General features: G+C 64.9%; 9 protein-coding genes. 5 read left to right on the plus strand and 4 right to left on the minus strand.

Going from position 1 to position 14,962, the window contains the following annotated elements; genetic code table 11:
* Nucleotides 1-146: 146 nt before the first annotated feature.
* Nucleotides 147-2,585: a Lon protease family protein gene (locus HU772_RS21270; protein ID WP_186661737.1), complete on the minus strand. Its 2,439-nt coding sequence runs from the start codon at nt 2,583-2,585 to the stop codon at nt 147-149.
* Nucleotides 2,586-2,839: 254 nt separating this feature from the next.
* On the opposite strand from HU772_RS21270, the gene HU772_RS21275 reads away from it, so the two are divergent.
* The 4 genes from HU772_RS21275 (at nt 2,840) to HU772_RS21290 (ending at nt 6,501) form a co-directional block, all read left to right on the plus strand.
* Nucleotides 2,840-3,328, plus strand: coding sequence for a DUF3015 domain-containing protein (locus tag HU772_RS21275; RefSeq protein ID WP_186661738.1), 489 nt, complete (start codon nt 2,840-2,842; stop codon nt 3,326-3,328).
* Nucleotides 3,329-3,404: 76 nt separating this feature from the next.
* Complete coding sequence (locus HU772_RS21280) at nt 3,405-5,258, plus strand: Lnb N-terminal periplasmic domain-containing protein (RefSeq protein ID WP_186661739.1); 1,854 nt, start codon at nt 3,405-3,407, stop codon at nt 5,256-5,258.
* 268 nt (nt 5,259-5,526) lie between these two features.
* Entirely contained in the window at nt 5,527-5,883 is a 357-nt protein-coding gene (locus tag HU772_RS21285) for a hypothetical protein (RefSeq protein WP_186661749.1), read from the plus strand.
* Nucleotides 5,884-5,952: 69 nt separating this feature from the next.
* Nucleotides 5,953-6,501 (plus strand): GreA/GreB family elongation factor, encoded by a 549-nt coding sequence (locus tag HU772_RS21290; RefSeq protein WP_186661740.1) that lies wholly within the window; start codon nt 5,953-5,955, stop codon nt 6,499-6,501.
* A gap of 45 nt (nt 6,502-6,546) precedes the next feature.
* On the opposite strand, the gene gdhA is transcribed toward HU772_RS21290, so the two are convergent.
* The 3 genes from gdhA to HU772_RS21305 form a co-directional block, all read right to left on the minus strand.
* Nucleotides 6,547-7,887 (minus strand): NADP-specific glutamate dehydrogenase, encoded by a 1,341-nt coding sequence (gdhA, locus tag HU772_RS21295; RefSeq protein ID WP_186661742.1) that lies wholly within the window; start codon nt 7,885-7,887, stop codon nt 6,547-6,549.
* Between the two features lie 309 nt (nt 7,888-8,196).
* Nucleotides 8,197-9,864, minus strand: coding sequence for an energy-dependent translational throttle protein EttA (gene ettA / locus HU772_RS21300; protein WP_028691353.1), 1,668 nt, complete (start codon nt 9,862-9,864; stop codon nt 8,197-8,199).
* 266 nt (nt 9,865-10,130) lie between these two features.
* Entirely contained in the window at nt 10,131-10,520 is a 390-nt protein-coding gene (locus HU772_RS21305) for a hypothetical protein (protein WP_186661744.1), read from the minus strand.
* 250 nt (nt 10,521-10,770) lie between these two features.
* On the opposite strand from HU772_RS21305, the gene HU772_RS21310 reads away from it, so the two are divergent.
* Complete coding sequence (locus tag HU772_RS21310) at nt 10,771-14,601, plus strand: sensor domain-containing protein (RefSeq protein ID WP_186661745.1); 3,831 nt, start codon at nt 10,771-10,773, stop codon at nt 14,599-14,601.
* The last annotated feature ends 361 nt before the right edge of the window (nt 14,602-14,962 follow it).

Genomic DNA, 14,962 nt, shown 5'->3' on the forward strand with positions numbered 1-14,962 from the left:
AAAGCCTTGTTCAGCCCGAAACCACCAGGCTGTTTCCATCCTGAACCCTGACAACGTCCTTAAGTTCCACTCTAGCCGACCTGCAGCATAAGTTAGAAAACCGGCGCTGAACGGTAGCACCTGGCCGTTAGCGCCGGTTTATTGACTCAAGCCGGCTTGGCCTGGGCCGCCATCTCCTCCAGGCGTTCCTTCTCGGCTTCCTTGATCTCCTCCTCGCTGATCATCTCGGCGATCTCACGCAGGCGCTCTACCACCCGGGCGTTGACGCTGCCTTCGGCGAACTGGCCCTTGTCGTCCAGCGCACCGGCCTCCTCGCCTACCAGCAGGCTCAGGGCTTCGTCGGCCTGGCTGACGGCGTACACATGGAACTGCCCGGCTTCCACCGCCTGCAGCACGCGCTCATCGAGCATCAGCGTGGCGACGTTGGCCCGCGGGATGATCACCCCTTGCTCGCCGGTCAGGCCACGGGCATCGCACAGGCGGAAGAAGCCCTCGATCTTCTCGTTGACCCCACCCACCGCCTGCACTTCACCGAACTGGTTGATCGAGCCGGTGATGGCGAAACACTGCTTGAGCGGCGTGCGCGACAAGGCCGAAATCAGCGTGCAAGCCTCGCCGAGCGAAGCGCTGTCGCCGTCGACATAGCCATAGGACTGCTCCAGGGCGATGCTCGCCGAAATCGCCAGGGGGAATTCCTGGGCATAGCGGCTGCCGAGGTAGCCGGTGAGGATCATCACGCCCTTGGAGTGGATCGGCTGGCCCAGGTTGACCTCGCGCTCGATGTCGACGATGCCGCTGCCGCCGGGGTAGACGGTGGCCGAGATGCGCGCCGGCATGCCGAATGCCGAGTCGCCGACCTCCAGCACGGTCAGGCCGTTGCACTTGCCGATCGCCGCGCCCTCGGTGTCGATCAGGATGATCCCGGCGAGCATGTCGTCGAGCACCCGCTGCGACACCCGCCCGGTACGCGTGGCCTTGGCCTTGAGCGCGCGCTCGATGTGCCCGGCGTCGGTCATCGCCTCGTTGGCCAGCTGGCGAATGAAGTCGGCCTCGCTGACCAGCTGGAACAGGTCGCCGATGCGCGCCGACAGCCGCGACTGGTTCTCGGCCAGGCGCGCGCTATAGGTAGCCAGGCGCGCCACCGCATCGCTGGTCAGTGGCGCCATGCCTTCCTCGTTGGTGCGGGTGCGCAGCAACTGGGCGAACTGCTCCAGGTTCTCATCGACCATCGGCATGTCTTCGTCGAAGTCGACCAGCACCCGGAACATCTCCTGGAAGTCCGAATCATGGTCCTGCAGCGCGTAGTACAGCTGGCGCGAACCGATGATGACCAGCTTGACGCTGAGCGGGATCATCTGCGGCGTCAGGCTGACGGTGGCGACACGGCCCAGTTCGCCCAGCGGCGATTCCATTTTCAGCTTGCGCGACTGCAGGGCGCGCTTGAGGGCATCCCAGACGAAAGGTTCGCCGAGCATCTTCTCGGCTTCCAGGATCAGGAAGCCGCCGTTGGCGCGATGCAGCGCGCCTGGGCGCAGTTGGCGATAGGAGGTGTACAGCGCGCCTTGGTCGGTGCTGTATTCGATACGGCCGAACAGGTTGTCGTAGGTCGGGTGCGGCTCGAACACCACCGGCGCGCCGCCGTTGGCGCAGTGACCGACCACCAGGCTCGGCGCGTACTGCTCCTCGAGCATCTTGCGCGCCACGGCGTCGGTCTTGCTGTCCTCGACCAGTTGCTCGACCACGGTTCGCAGCAGGTTCAGCTGCACCGACTGCAGGTAGGCACAGACCGCGGCGTTTTCCGCGTACTTCTCCGACAGCGGCGCCAGCAGTGGCTGCAGGGCCAGGGTGATGGTCTCTTCGTTGAGCTGGCGCAGCTGGTTGTTCGACTCGCGCTTCCACTGCGGCAGGCTCGACAGCTCCTCGTTGAGACGCTCCTCGAGCTCGGCGATGTCTTCATGGAACTGCTCGCGCACCGCTTCGGGCAACTGGGCGAACTCGGCCTCGTCCAGCGCCTTGCCGTCGGCCATGGGGGTGAAAGCGACGTTGCTGCTGTCGCGGTACAGGGCCACGTCCTTTTCCAGCGAGGCGCGCTCGATCACATCGAGGGCGCGGTCGTAGCGCTGGTTGAAGGCGCGGTCGATGGCGCCTTTCTTCTGCTGGTAGGAGGGGTGCTCGAACACTGCCGGGAAGGTTGCCAGCAGGTTGTCGATCAGGCCGCTCATGTCGCTGATGAAGGCGTGCGCGCTGCCGGCCGGCAGCTCCAGGGCGCGGGGCTCGCGAGAGTCCTCGAAGTTGTTGACGTACAGCCAGTCGGCCGGGGTCTGCTGGCGCTTGCCTTCAGCCTTGAGGTAGCGCTTGACGAACGAGAAACGGCCCGTGCCGGGCTCGCCCATCACGTACACGTTGTAACCGGGGCGCGGCATGGCCACGCCGAACTGCAGGGCCTCGACGGCACGCTCCTGGCCCAGGACACCACGAAACGGCTCCAGATCGTCGGTAGTGGAGAAAGCGAACTGCTCGGGGGAGAAACGCCGGGTCAGGGCTTCGGGCGCGAGACGCAGGCGCGAGGCGACAGGATCGGGCATTGGGTTTCCTTACTTCGGCGGGGCGGATGAAAGGCATTCTGGCGCTGCCAGCGCGTAGCGGCAAGGCTGCGCGAGACTTTATGTCACAGCCCAAGCCTTGCATTCGCGCAAGCAATTTTTCGCAATAAACAACGCAACCTTTGGATCGTGCCTAAACTCCAAGCTGCGCGGGGGGATGCAAATCCTCCTGTCCTGGCAACCGCGTTGCCAGAACCCTGACCATTGGTACGTCACTTGAGAAAGAGAACAACGCTATGAAACGGATTCTTCTGGGTACTCTGTTCGCCGCTGTCTCGATCAACGCCATGGCCGAGTCGCCAGGCGGCCCGAACTGCGGCTGGGGCAACCTGCTGTTCGAGGGCCAGCGCGGCACCCCGGCGCACTTCCTGGCTTCCACCACCAACGGCACCTCCGGCAACGCAACCTTCGGCATGACCTCGGGCACCAACGGCTGCTCGACCAAGGCCGCGCTCACCTATGGCGGCAAATCCTGGTTCGCCATGAACGGCATGATGAACGAGCTCTCCGAAGACATGGCCCAGGGCCAGGGCGAAGCTCTGACCACCTATGCCGTGGTCCTCGGCGTGGCCCCTGAAGACCGCGCGCACTTCGCCGCCGTCACCCACGAGCATTTCCAGCAGATCTTCAGCAGCGCCGACGTGACTGCCGAGACTGTCCACAGCAACACCCTGGCCGTGCTCAAGGCCGACCCGCAACTGGCCAAGTACGCCACCGAGGCTTGAGTCGCACGCCTCCCGCCCCGGTTGCGGGGCGGGTTCGGCGCTTTCTTCCGGCATCATCAGGATGTAGTTGCCCGACATGCTCAAACGCCTTTCGCCCCTGGCGCTCCTGCTCAGCGCCTCGCTCCATGCCGCACCGCAGATCGACCCGGCCCGGGTCCAGCAATTGGCGGCCACGCCCTACTGGATCGCCCTCGGCCACTACGAGACCGCCAAGCTCGGAGGCTGGCGCAGCTATGTCGATGACCCGCGCTTCTTCCTGGCCGCGGACGGCGCCCATCATCCCGACCAGGAACTGCAAGCCACGGTCGCTGCCCTGTACGCCCCGGCCAGCCTGGGCGACAAGCATGCACAATGCGTATTCCCGGCGCGTACCCGCTGGCTGCGCGAGCAACTGGCGCTCACGGACCTGCCGCGCCCGGACTGCCAGGAATTCACCACCTGGTACCAGTCGATCGACCCGCACAGCGCCGCGCTGATATTCCCGGCCGCCTACCTCAACAGCCCATCGTCGATGTTCGGCCACACCCTGCTGCGCATCGACCAGTCCAGCACCCAGCGCAACGACACCACGCTGCTGAGCTACGCGATCAACTTCGGCGCCTACATCGAAGGCAGCGACAACAGCATCCTCTATGCCTGGAAAGGCCTGATGGGCGGCTATCCCGGGCTGTTCGCGATGATGCCCTACCAGGAAAAACTGTCCGAATACCGCAGCCTGGAAAACCGCGACCTGTGGGAGTACCAGCTTGACCTGACCCCGGAAGAGACCGGGCGCATGGTCGAGCACGTGTGGGAACTCAAGCAGATCAAGTTCGACTACTTCTTCTTCGACGAAAACTGCTCCTACCGCCTGTTGGAGCTGCTGCAGGTGGCGCGCCCGAGCCTGGACCTGACCTCGCAGTTTGCGCTGACCGCGATCCCCACCGACACGGTCAAGGCGGTGAAACAGTCCGGCCTGGTCGCCGATGTGCGCTACCGACCGTCCCGCGAACGCGAGCTCCTGGCCCGCGCCGAGCCGCTGGACCATGGGGAAAAACAGCAGGTGCTGGCCATCAGCAGCGATACCGCCTACCTGCAGGACCCAGCCTTCACCGCCCTGCCCCGCGAACGCCAGGCCCTGGTGCAGGACGCCGCCTACCGCCTGGAGCGCTACCGGGCCAACGGCCAGGAACGCGACCCGGCCCAAGCCGGGCGCAGCTATGAACTGCTCAGGGCGATCAACCGCAACCCGCCGCCGCCGTTGCAGATCGAGCGCCCCGGCCTGCCGGAGGACGGCCACCAGTCGCGCACCTGGCAACTGGGCGTGGGCACCCGCGAGGACCGCGCCTACGCCGAGTACGGCCTGCGCATGGCCTACCACGACCTCAATGACAACCTGTATGGATTCCCCCTTGGCGCGCAGATCGAGATCCTTCAGCTCAAGCTGCGCCAGTACGAAGGCAACGACTGGCAGGTGCAGCGCCTGGACCTGGCGACCATTCGCTCGCTGACCCCGCGCAACGCGTTGCTCAAGCCCTGGTCGTGGCAGGTGGCCGGCGGCCTGGAGCGGGTGCCGGGCAAGCACGACGACGAGGTGCTGGTCAGCCATGTCAACGGCGGTGCCGGCGGCACCTGGCAACTGGGCGACGACCTGCTGGGCTTTGCCCTCGGCACGGTGCGGGTCGAGCATCACAACGACTTCGCCGAGTTCATCTCGCCCGCGGCCGGGTTCAATGGCGGGCTGCTGTGGCGCAACCCGCTGGGCAACCTGACGTTGGAGGCCAAGGGCGACTACTTCACCAATGGCGAGGTGCGCCGCAGTGTCAGCCTGAACCAGCAATGGGAGATCAGCCGGGACCTGGGGCTGCGCTTGAGCGCATCGCGGCAGTTCAGTCATCTGGCCACGGCGCAGAACGAGGTGATGCTGGAGCTGAAGTGGTATCAGTATTGAGGCCCGTGGGTCGCGATGCGGCCCTGATTCGCGGGTAAACCCGCTCCCACAGGTATTGTGCATCTCTCAAGCACAGCGCTACCCCTGTGGGAGCGGCTTCAGCCGCGATCACCGGCGCAGCCGGTGCCAGGCACCGCGTCGCCCGGTTTGCCAGCAAGGCCGACTCCTACAACGCGAATTGCCTGCGCAATCCTTCAACAGCGTTTTGACATCGCGCCAACAATTGCCCACCTAGACTTCGCGGTATCACTCCGAGGGTCTTGTGGCTATGTGGCGGTATGGGTTGGGCTTGTGTGTCGCGTTGCTGCTGGGGGGGTGTGAGAGCACCCATGAACAGATGCTCAACCAGGGCTATCCCCCCGCCTACGCCGACGGTTTCCAGGACGGTTGCAGCAGCGGCCGCCAGGCCGCCGGTTTGATGGCCGGCGACTTTCGCAAGGACGTCCCGCGTTACCTGCACAACCGTCAGTACGAAAGTGGCTGGGACGACGGTTTTCGCCAGTGCCACGCCATGCAGTCCAACGAGGACCTGCGCGAATACCGCGAGCGCTACTGGGACGAGCGCGACCGCCAGTGGCAACAGGAAAAAGACCGCGACGCCGCCCGTGCCTACCGGCGCAATTGACGTCGCAAACGGACAACCATTGCAACCCCGTATCTGCCACCATGGTCTCCTGCACAAGGAGACCCCGCCATGAGCCGAGCATTCGTCAACGAAGACCAGGCCGCCGCCCAGGCCGACCAACCGGTGGAGCGACGGGTCAGCGACCAGCCCAACTATGTCACTGCCGCGGGCCTTGTCCAGCTACAGCAACGGCTGGCTGCGCTCAATGCGCTACGCAGCGAGTTGCAGAGCCAAGGTGAGCGCGCCGACCAGCAACGGCTGGCCGATACCGAACGCGATCTGCGCTACTTCAGCGCCCGGGTGCAGAGCGCGCAGTTGGTGCCTGCGGCCAGCTCCACGGAGAACGTGCAGATTGGCAGCCAGGTGCGGTTTGTCGATGAGGATGGCCGGGAGCATCAGGTGCAACTGGTGGGCGAGGACCAGGCCGACGCGCTGCAGGGTTTGATCAACTGGGGCTCGCCACTGGGGCGAGCGCTGCTGGGCGCCGGGCCTGGGGATGAAGTGCTGTGGCGAAGGCCGGCAGGGGATCAGATGATCGAGGTGATCGCAATCGAGGGTGAGCAGCAAGAAGTGGCTGCCCCCTTCGCGGGTAAACCCGCTCCCACAGGAGAGCGGTGATCCCTGTGGGAGCGGGTTTACCCGCGAAGAGGCAGGACCGGATGTTTAGACCACGCCCTGGGCCAGCATGGCATCGGCAACCTTGACGAAACCGGCAATATTGGCGCCCTTGACGTAATTGATACGGCCATCGGCCTCTTCGCCGTAATGCACACAGGCATGGTGAATCGACTGCATGATGTTGTGCAGCTTGCTGTCCACCTCGCCGGCGGTCCACAGCAGACGCATGGCGTTCTGCGACATCTCCAGCCCCGAAACCGCCACGCCACCGGCGTTGGACGCCTTGCCCGGCGCATAGAGAATGCCGGCCTCGATGAAGATATCCACAGCCTCCAGGGTGGTCGGCATGTTGGCGCCTTCGGCGACGCAGATGCAGCCGTTACGCAGCAAGGTCCGGGCATCCTCGGCATTCAATTCGTTCTGGGTGGCGCACGGCAGGGCGATGTCGCAAGGCAGCGACCACGGCGTCTGGCCCTGGCGGAACTCCAGGCCGAATTGCCCGGCCAGCTCGCTGATGCGGCCACGCTTGACGTTCTTCAATGCCATCAACGCTTCCCACTGGGTATCGTTGAGGCCAGCCTCACAGAACAGGGTGCCTTCGGAGTCGGACAGCGAAATCACCTTGCCGCCCAGGTCCATGACCTTGCGCGCGGCGTACTGGGCGACGTTGCCGGAGCCCGAGATGGCCACGCGACGGCCGTCGATACGCTGGTCCTGGCGCTTGAGCATCTCTTCGGCGAAATACACGCAACCGTAGCCGGTGGCCTCCGGGCGAATCAGGCTGCCGCCATAGGTCATGCCCTTGCCGGTCAGCACCGAGGTGAACTGGTTGGCCAGGCGCTTGTACTGGCCAAACAGGAAGCCAATCTCGCGGGCACCGACGCCGATGTCACCGGCCGGCACATCGAGGTCGGCGCCGATGTGGCGGTACAGCTCGCTCATGAACGCCTGGCAGAAACGCATCACCTCGGCGTCGCTCTTGCCCTTCGGGTCGAAGTCCGAGCCGCCCTTGCCGCCGCCCATGGGCAGCGAGGTCAGGGAGTTCTTGAACACCTGCTCGAAGGCCAGGAACTTGAGCACGCCCAGGTTCACCGACGGATGGAAACGCAGGCCGCCCTTGTATGGGCCGATGGCGCTGCTCATCTGGATGCGGTAGCCGCGGTTGACCTGGACCTTGCCCTGGTCATCGACCCACGACACGCGGAACAGCACCGCGCGCTCGGGTTCGACCATACGTTCGAGGATACCGGCTTGGAGGTAGTGAGGGTTTTGTTCGAGGAACGGCCACAGACTGCGCAGCACTTCTTCCACGGCCTGGTGGAATTCGGGCTGGGCCGGGTCGCGCTGTTGCAGGCGGGCCAGGAAGGCGTCGACAGATTCGATCATGGTAGACATCTCACCAAGAGGGGATTGTTTTTGGTTTTTTCAGGAATGTACCAAGAACCAATCGCACTGGAACAGGGCGAAATGTCGTTTTTATGAAATTAATTGGTGCGTTTTCTATAACTGTATACAAAATACGAATCATGCCGCCTGCTTCGCGGGCAAGCCCGCTCCCACAGGGATTCCAGTGATTTTCCAGTCTGTGAAGAGCCTGTGGGAGCGGGCTTACCCGCGAAAAAGCCACCACTCATTTATGCCCAGGCACAAAAATGGGGCCCCTGAGGGCCCCATCCTTGTGCAACCAAAACCAGCTTACTGGGCCAGCTTCTTGTGACGCACACGGTGCGGCTGGGCAGCGGCATCGCCCAGGCGCTTCTTGCGGTCGGCTTCGTACTCGGTGTAGTTGCCCTCGAAGAACACCACGCTCGAGTCGTCTTCGTACGCCAGGATGTGAGTGGCCACGCGGTCCAGGAACCAACGGTCGTGGGAAATCACGATGGCGGCGCCCGGGAAGTCCAGCAAGGCCTCTTCCAGGGAACGCAGGGTTTCGACGTCGAGGTCGTTGGACGGTTCGTCGAGCAGCAGGACGTTGCCGCCCTCTTTCAGGGTCAGGGCCAGGTGCAGACGACCACGCTCACCGCCGGAGAGGTCCTTGACGAACTTCTGCTGGTCGCCGCCCTTGAAGTTGAAGCGGCCGACGTAGGTGCGCGATGGGATCTCGTAGCTGCCGATGCGGATCTGGTCGGAACCGTCGGAGATCTGCTGGAACACGGTCTTGCTGCCGTCCAGGTCCTCGCGGCTCTGGTCGACGCAGGCCAGCTGCACGGTTTCGCCGATCTCAATGCTGCCCGAGTCCGGTTGCTCCTTGCCCATCAGCATGCGGAACAGGGTCGACTTACCGGCGCCGTTGCCGCCGATCACGCCGACGATGGCGCCTTTGGGCATGGCGAACGACAGGTTGTCGATCAGCACGCGGTCGCCGTAGCCCTTGGTGACGTTCTTGAACTCGATGACCTTGTCGCCCAGGCGCGGACCGGCCGGGATGTAGATCTCGTTGGTCTCGCTGCGCTTCTGGAACTCCTGCGACTGCATCTCTTCGAAACGCTGCAGACGGGCCTTGGATTTGGACTGGCGGGCTTTCGCGCCTTTGCGCACCCACTCCAGTTCCTCTTTCATGGCCTTCTCGTGGGCGCTCTGCTGCTTGGATTCCTGGGCCAGACGCTCCGACTTGGCTTCCAGCCAGCCCGAGTAGTTGCCTTCGTACGGAATGCCCGCGCCGCGGTCCAGTTCGAGGATCCAGCCGGCAACGTTGTCGAGGAAGTAACGGTCGTGGGTGATCGCCACCACGGTGCCCGGGAAGTCGTGGAGGAAGCGCTCCAGCCAGGCCACCGAGTCGGCGTCCAGGTGGTTGGTCGGTTCGTCCAGCAGCAGCATGTCGGGGGCCGACAGCAGCAGGCGGCACAGCGCCACACGGCGCTTCTCGCCACCGGACAGGTGCTCGATCTTCGCGTCCCAGGCCGGCAGGCGCAGGGCGTCGGCGGCGACGTCCAGCTGGCGCTCCAGGTTGTGACCGTCGGCAGCCTGCAGGATGGCCTCGAGCTTGGCCTGCTCGGCGGCCAGCTTGTCGAAGTCGGCGTCCGGGTCGGCGTAGGCGGCGTAGACCTCGTCCAGGCGGGCCTGGGCGTCCTTGATCACGCTGACCGCTTCCTCGACCACTTCACGCACGGTCTTGGTTGGGTCCAGCTGCGGCTCCTGGGGCAGGTAGCCGACATTGATGTCGGGCATCGGACGGGCTTCGCCGTCGAATTCCTTGTCGACGCCCGCCATGATCCGCAGCAGGGTCGATTTACCCGCGCCGTTCAGGCCCAGCACGCCGATCTTGGCGCCGGGGAAGAACGACAGGGAAATATTCTTGAGAATTTCCCGCTTCGGCGGCACGACCTTGCTCAGCCGATGCATGGTGTAGACGTATTGAGCCAAAACCAAGCCCTCTAAATTAGATAGGTAAAGACACGCGCCCCGGCATGGGCCAGGGGGATGTAGTTACGGGGTGTCGTTGAACAAAGTGGGCCATTCTACGCCAACCTGCGTTGTTGCACAGGGTGGCCGAGCGAGTGAGGCGCCTTGGCGCGTCCACCTGTCGCGGTCCCTTCGCGGGCAAGCCCGCTCCCACAGGGTCTGCGAACAGAACACTACCTGTGGGGGCGGGCTTGCCCGCTAAGGGCCCGACAACGGCCTTGCAGGAATCAGACGTGCGCTTGCTTGGCCTTGCCACGCGGCAGGCGGCAACGGTCAGATTGCTCGGCCAGGCGCGCGGCCCAGGCGGCCTTGACGCTGAAGCCGGCGCTGCGGGCGGGCTTGCCGGCCGGCTTGCTGACGGCCTTGGCAGGCGCGGTGGCAGGCTTGGCGGCGGGTTGCGCGGCAACCTGGGCAACCGGCGCGGCGGCGGCCTTGGCCGACTTGCGCAGCTCGGCCAGCGACGGCGCCTTGTTGGCGCTGGCGGCCGCGTCCGGCTTGGCCAGCGAACGCTGGCAGGTCTTGCAGGATACGTCCTCGGCCACGGCAGTGCTGACCAGGGTCTGACTGCTGCGCCCACAGGCGGAATCGAGGCCATTGGTGGAATAGTGGGTAACCAAAACCGTACATCTCCGTTGCGTTGACTATTGAAGCGGGCGGCATTCTCGCACAGCTGACAGGGACTTGCCGAACCGGCATGACCGGCTGCAGGTCGGCCAACGGACACGCGGACTGGCACTTTGCCATGTTTGAAGGCATGCTAGTCGGCTGGCATGTGCCACCTTATAGTGCGCCGGACCACGGCACGCCCCGTGCATGTGCCACGACCTTAGCCCCCTGCCATCGCCAGCCCTATCGCAGGACCAACGCTTGACCAATCTCACGCAATCGCCCCTTTCGCGTCCTGCCGCAACCTCGGCCGGCAGCCACCTGCGTGGCTCGCTCAAGGGGGCGTTGGCCCTGCTCGCCCTGGTTTTGCTGGGGTTGCTGCTGTGGCAACTGTTCGCGCAGTTCCGCCATACCCAGGCCGACCTGCGCGAACAGAGCCTGGCGACCAGCGCCGAACTGGCGGATCACCTGAACCTGAACATGGCGCTCAAGTCGCAACAGGCGCTGAACCTGGTCCAGCCATACGTCAAACCTCCGACGCCTGCCGCCCTGCCGTCGCTGCTCGCCACGCTACAGGCGCGCCTGCCGGCCCTGCGCGCCATGGCCTGGCTGGATGCCGACGGCGAGGTGCGCAACGACTCCCAGACCGGCACGCCGGACCGTCAGCAGATTGACGAGCTCTTGCAACTGAACCAGGGCCGCGCCTACTTCTACAGCAACGCGCCCGACAACCAGCAGGTCTACCTGCTGCTGCGCCAACCGGCCGAACAGGACCGCGGCTACTGGCTGCTGCGCCTGGCACCGGAGTACTACCGGGAACTGACCGTGCACCTGGACAGCCCGACTCATCCGCTGTGGCTGCTGGAAAACAGCCGCAGTGACCAGGTGATCGAACGCCATGGCCACAAGCACACCAGCGGCGAGCCGCTGCAAAGCGTGATGCTGGCGTTCCTCGACAACAGCACCTGGCAATTGCGCGGCCTGTTCGATGCGGGCCAGGCCCGCGACCGTTTGCTGCCGGCCTTGATCGGCAAGTGCGTGCTGGTGCTGTTCTGCGCCCTGCTGCCAGTGCTGGCGCTGATCAACATGCGCCGGCGCCAGCGCGCCCTGCAGGAAGACCGCCGACGCTACCAGGAAATCTTCGAAGGCACCGGCGTCGCCCTGTGCGTGCTCGACCTCTCCAGCCTGCCCGGGCAGCTCGACCGCTACCACCTGCGCAATCGCGCCGCGCTCAAGCAGAGCCTGGCGCTGGACGGCAACCTGCGCCGCACCTTGCTGCAAGAGCTGAAGATCACCGAGATCAACCAGGTGGCGCGCCAGTTGCTCAACGTCGAGTGCCACGAAGGCGCCTGGCAACGCCTGATCGACGGCAGCGGCGATGGCCGCGACAGCGTCGGCATGCAATTGATCGACGCGCTGATCGAACAGCGCCAGCAGCTCGAACTGGAAGTGCGCCTGCCAGCACCGCTGGGCGGCGAGCTGCACCTGTGGCTGATGGTGCGCCTGCCGCAGCAGCGCCGCGATTTCCAGGCGGTGATCCTGAGCATCAGCGACATCACCAGCCGCAAGCAGGTGGAGCTGTCGCTGCTCGAGCGCGAGGGCTTCTGGTCCGACGTGGTGCGGACCGTGCCCGACCAGCTCTACGTGCAGGACGTGAACAGCCAGCGGATGATCTTCAGTAACCGCCACCTGGGCCAGACCCTCGGCTACGACCGCGCCGAACTGGCCCAGATGGGCGAGCGCTTCTGGGAAATGCTCCTGCACCCCGACGATGCCGAGCACTACCGCGCCCTGCGCCAGCAGCAGCGCGAGACCAGCTACGGCGCATCGCTGCACTGTCAACTGCGCTTCCGCCACCGTGATGGCGGCTGGCGCTGCTACGAGATCCGCGAGCAGGTGCTGAGCCGCGGCGCCGACGACCAGGTCAGCCGCATCATCGGCGTGGGCAAGGACGTCACCGTGCAGATCGAGGCCAGCCAATCGCTGCGCGACAGCGAACAGCGTTACCGCATGCTCGCCGAAAGCATCAGCGACGTGATCTTCTCCACCGACAGCCAGCTGCAGCTCAACTATGTCAGCCCCTCGGTACATGCCGTGCTGGGCTACCAGGCCGACTGGATCTTCGCCAACGGCTGGCAGTCGATCATTGCCAACCCCGGCCAGCTGACCGGCGTCTACAGCCTGCTCGAACGGGTCAGCAAGGCCCTGGGCGACCCTGCCCAGCTGGCCCAGTTGCGCGATACCCTGCCCACCCAGCTGTTCCTGTTCGACTGCCTGCGCGCCGATGGCCGCAAGATCCCCATCGAACTGCGCCTGGTACTGGTATGGGACGAACACGCGCACTTCGAAGGCGTGCTCGGCGTCGGCCGCGACATCAGCCAGCAACGCCGCGCCGAAAAAGACCTGCGCATGGCGGCGACGGTGTTCGAGCACTCCACCTCGGCCATCCTCATCACCGACCCGGCCGGCTATATCGTCCAGGCCAACGAGGCCTTCAGCCGGGTCAGCGGCTACGCGGTGGCCGAAGTGCTCGACCAGCTGCCCGGCATGCTCACCGTCGAGCAGCAGCAGAACGCCCACCTGGGCTATGTGCTCAAGCAGCTCAACCAGCGCGGCAGCTGGGAGGGCGAGGTGTGGCTCAAGCGCCGCAACGGCGAGCACTATCCGGCCTGGGTCGGCATCACCGCCGTGCTCGACGACGAAGGCGACCTGGCCAGCTATGTGTGCTTCTTCACCGACATCAGCGAGCGCAAGGCCAGCGAACAGCGCATTCACCGCCTGGCCTACTACGACGCCCTGACCCACCTGCCCAACCGCACGCTGTTCCAGGACCGGCTGTACACCGCCCTGCAACAGGCCGAACGGCACAAGGCCTGGGTGGTGCTGATGTTCCTCGACCTTGACCGATTCAAGCCGATCAACGACTCCCTCGGCCACGCCGCGGGCGACCGCATGCTCAAGGACATGGCCGAACGCCTGCTGGCCTGCGTCGACGAAGACGACACCGTGGCACGCATGGGCGGCGACGAATTCACCCTGCTGCTGCAACCGCGGGCCACCCGTGAACAGGCGTTGAACCGCGCCATCCACGTGGCCGAGAGCATCCTCGGCGGGCTGGTGACCCCGTTCGTGCTGGAGAACCGCGAGTTCTTCGTCACCGCCAGTATCGGCATCGCCCTCAGCCCGCAGGATGGCAGCGAACTCAGCCAGCTGATGAAGAATGCCGACACGGCGATGTACCACGCCAAGGAGCGCGGCAAGAACAACTTCCAGTTCTACCAGGCGGACATGAACGCCAGCGCCCTGGAACGCCTGGAGCTGGAGAGCGACCTGCGCCATGCCCTGGAGCAGAACGAGTTCACCCTCTACTACCAGCCGCAGTTCAGCGGCGACGGCAAGCGCCTGACCGGCGCCGAGGCCCTGCTGCGCTGGCGCCACCCGACCCGCGGCCTGGTGCCGCCGGGCGACTTCATCCCGGTGATCGAGGAGCTCGGCCTGGTGGTGGATGTCGGCGACTGGGTGCTGCGCGAGGCCTGCCGCCAACTCAAGGCCTGGCACAAGGAGAAGGTGCGGGTGCCGAAGGTGTCGGTGAACATCTCCGCCCGGCAGTTCTCCGATGGCCAGCTGGGCACGCGCATCGCCACCATCCTGGAAGAGACCGGCCTGCCACCGGCGTGCCTGGAGCTGGAGCTGACCGAAAGCATCCTGATGCGCGAGGTCAACGAGGCCATGCAGATCCTCGACAGCCTGAAGAACCTGGGCTTGAGCATTGCGGTCGACGACTTCGGTACCGGCTACTCGTCGCTCAACTACCTCAAGCAGTTCCCCATCGACGTGCTCAAGATCGACCGCACCTTCGTCGACGGCCTGCCCGAGGGCGAGCAGGACGCGCAGATCGCCCGGGCGATCATCGCCATGGCCCACAGCCTCAACCTGGCGGTGATCGCCGAGGGCGTGGAAACCCACGAGCAGCTGGAGTTCCTGCGCGAGCATGGTTGCGACGAAGTGCAGGGTTACCTGTTCGGCCGGCCGATGCCGGCCAACCAGTTCGAGGCGCAGTTCAGCAACGAGACGTTGTTCATGTTTCAGTGAGCGTGCTGCCACACGGTCCTTGTAGGAGCCAGCCCTTTCAAGGTGTTGAGAATTGGCGTCCGACTTAGACTTGCCGGGGTCGCTTTGCGACCCATTCCGACCGGTCCGACGCCTCGGCAAGGCCGCTCCTTGTATCTCGACTTTCGCCTCCCTAGAGGCGAAAGTTCTCGACTGATCATCGAGGGAAGGCCTTGAAGCAGAGCCGCTCCAAGGGCATCAAGCCCGCACTGTAGATAACGCTCTGGTCTTCCAACCCCACTCGACGAGTTCGAACGGTATCTAGTGCCCGCCCCCGGCGTGAGCACGCATTAACAAGGTTGAACTGAGTGTAGGGTGATCGACTTTCGTAGTTTGAAGGAGG

The sequence above is a fragment of the Pseudomonas xantholysinigenes genome, from assembly GCF_014268885.2.
In the GTDB taxonomy this organism is placed as follows: Bacteria; Pseudomonadota; Gammaproteobacteria; order Pseudomonadales; family Pseudomonadaceae; genus Aquipseudomonas; species Aquipseudomonas xantholysinigenes.

Bases quoted from the DNA above. Each gene is read 5' to 3' on its own strand.
- HU772_RS21280 (WP_186661739.1), top strand. From the start codon at position 3,405: ATGCTCAAACGCCTTTCGCCCCTGGCGCTCCTGCTCAGCGCCTCGCTC.
- HU772_RS21285 (WP_186661749.1), top strand. From the start codon at position 5,527: ATGTGGCGGTATGGGTTGGGCTTGTGTGTCGCGTTGCTGCTGGGGGGG.
- gdhA (WP_186661742.1), bottom strand. From the start codon at position 7,887: ATGATCGAATCTGTCGACGCCTTCCTGGCCCGCCTGCAACAGCGCGAC.
- HU772_RS21290 (WP_186661740.1), top strand. From the start codon at position 5,953: ATGAGCCGAGCATTCGTCAACGAAGACCAGGCCGCCGCCCAGGCCGAC.
- HU772_RS21275 (WP_186661738.1), top strand. From the start codon at position 2,840: ATGAAACGGATTCTTCTGGGTACTCTGTTCGCCGCTGTCTCGATCAAC.
- HU772_RS21270 (WP_186661737.1), bottom strand. From the start codon at position 2,585: ATGCCCGATCCTGTCGCCTCGCGCCTGCGTCTCGCGCCCGAAGCCCTG.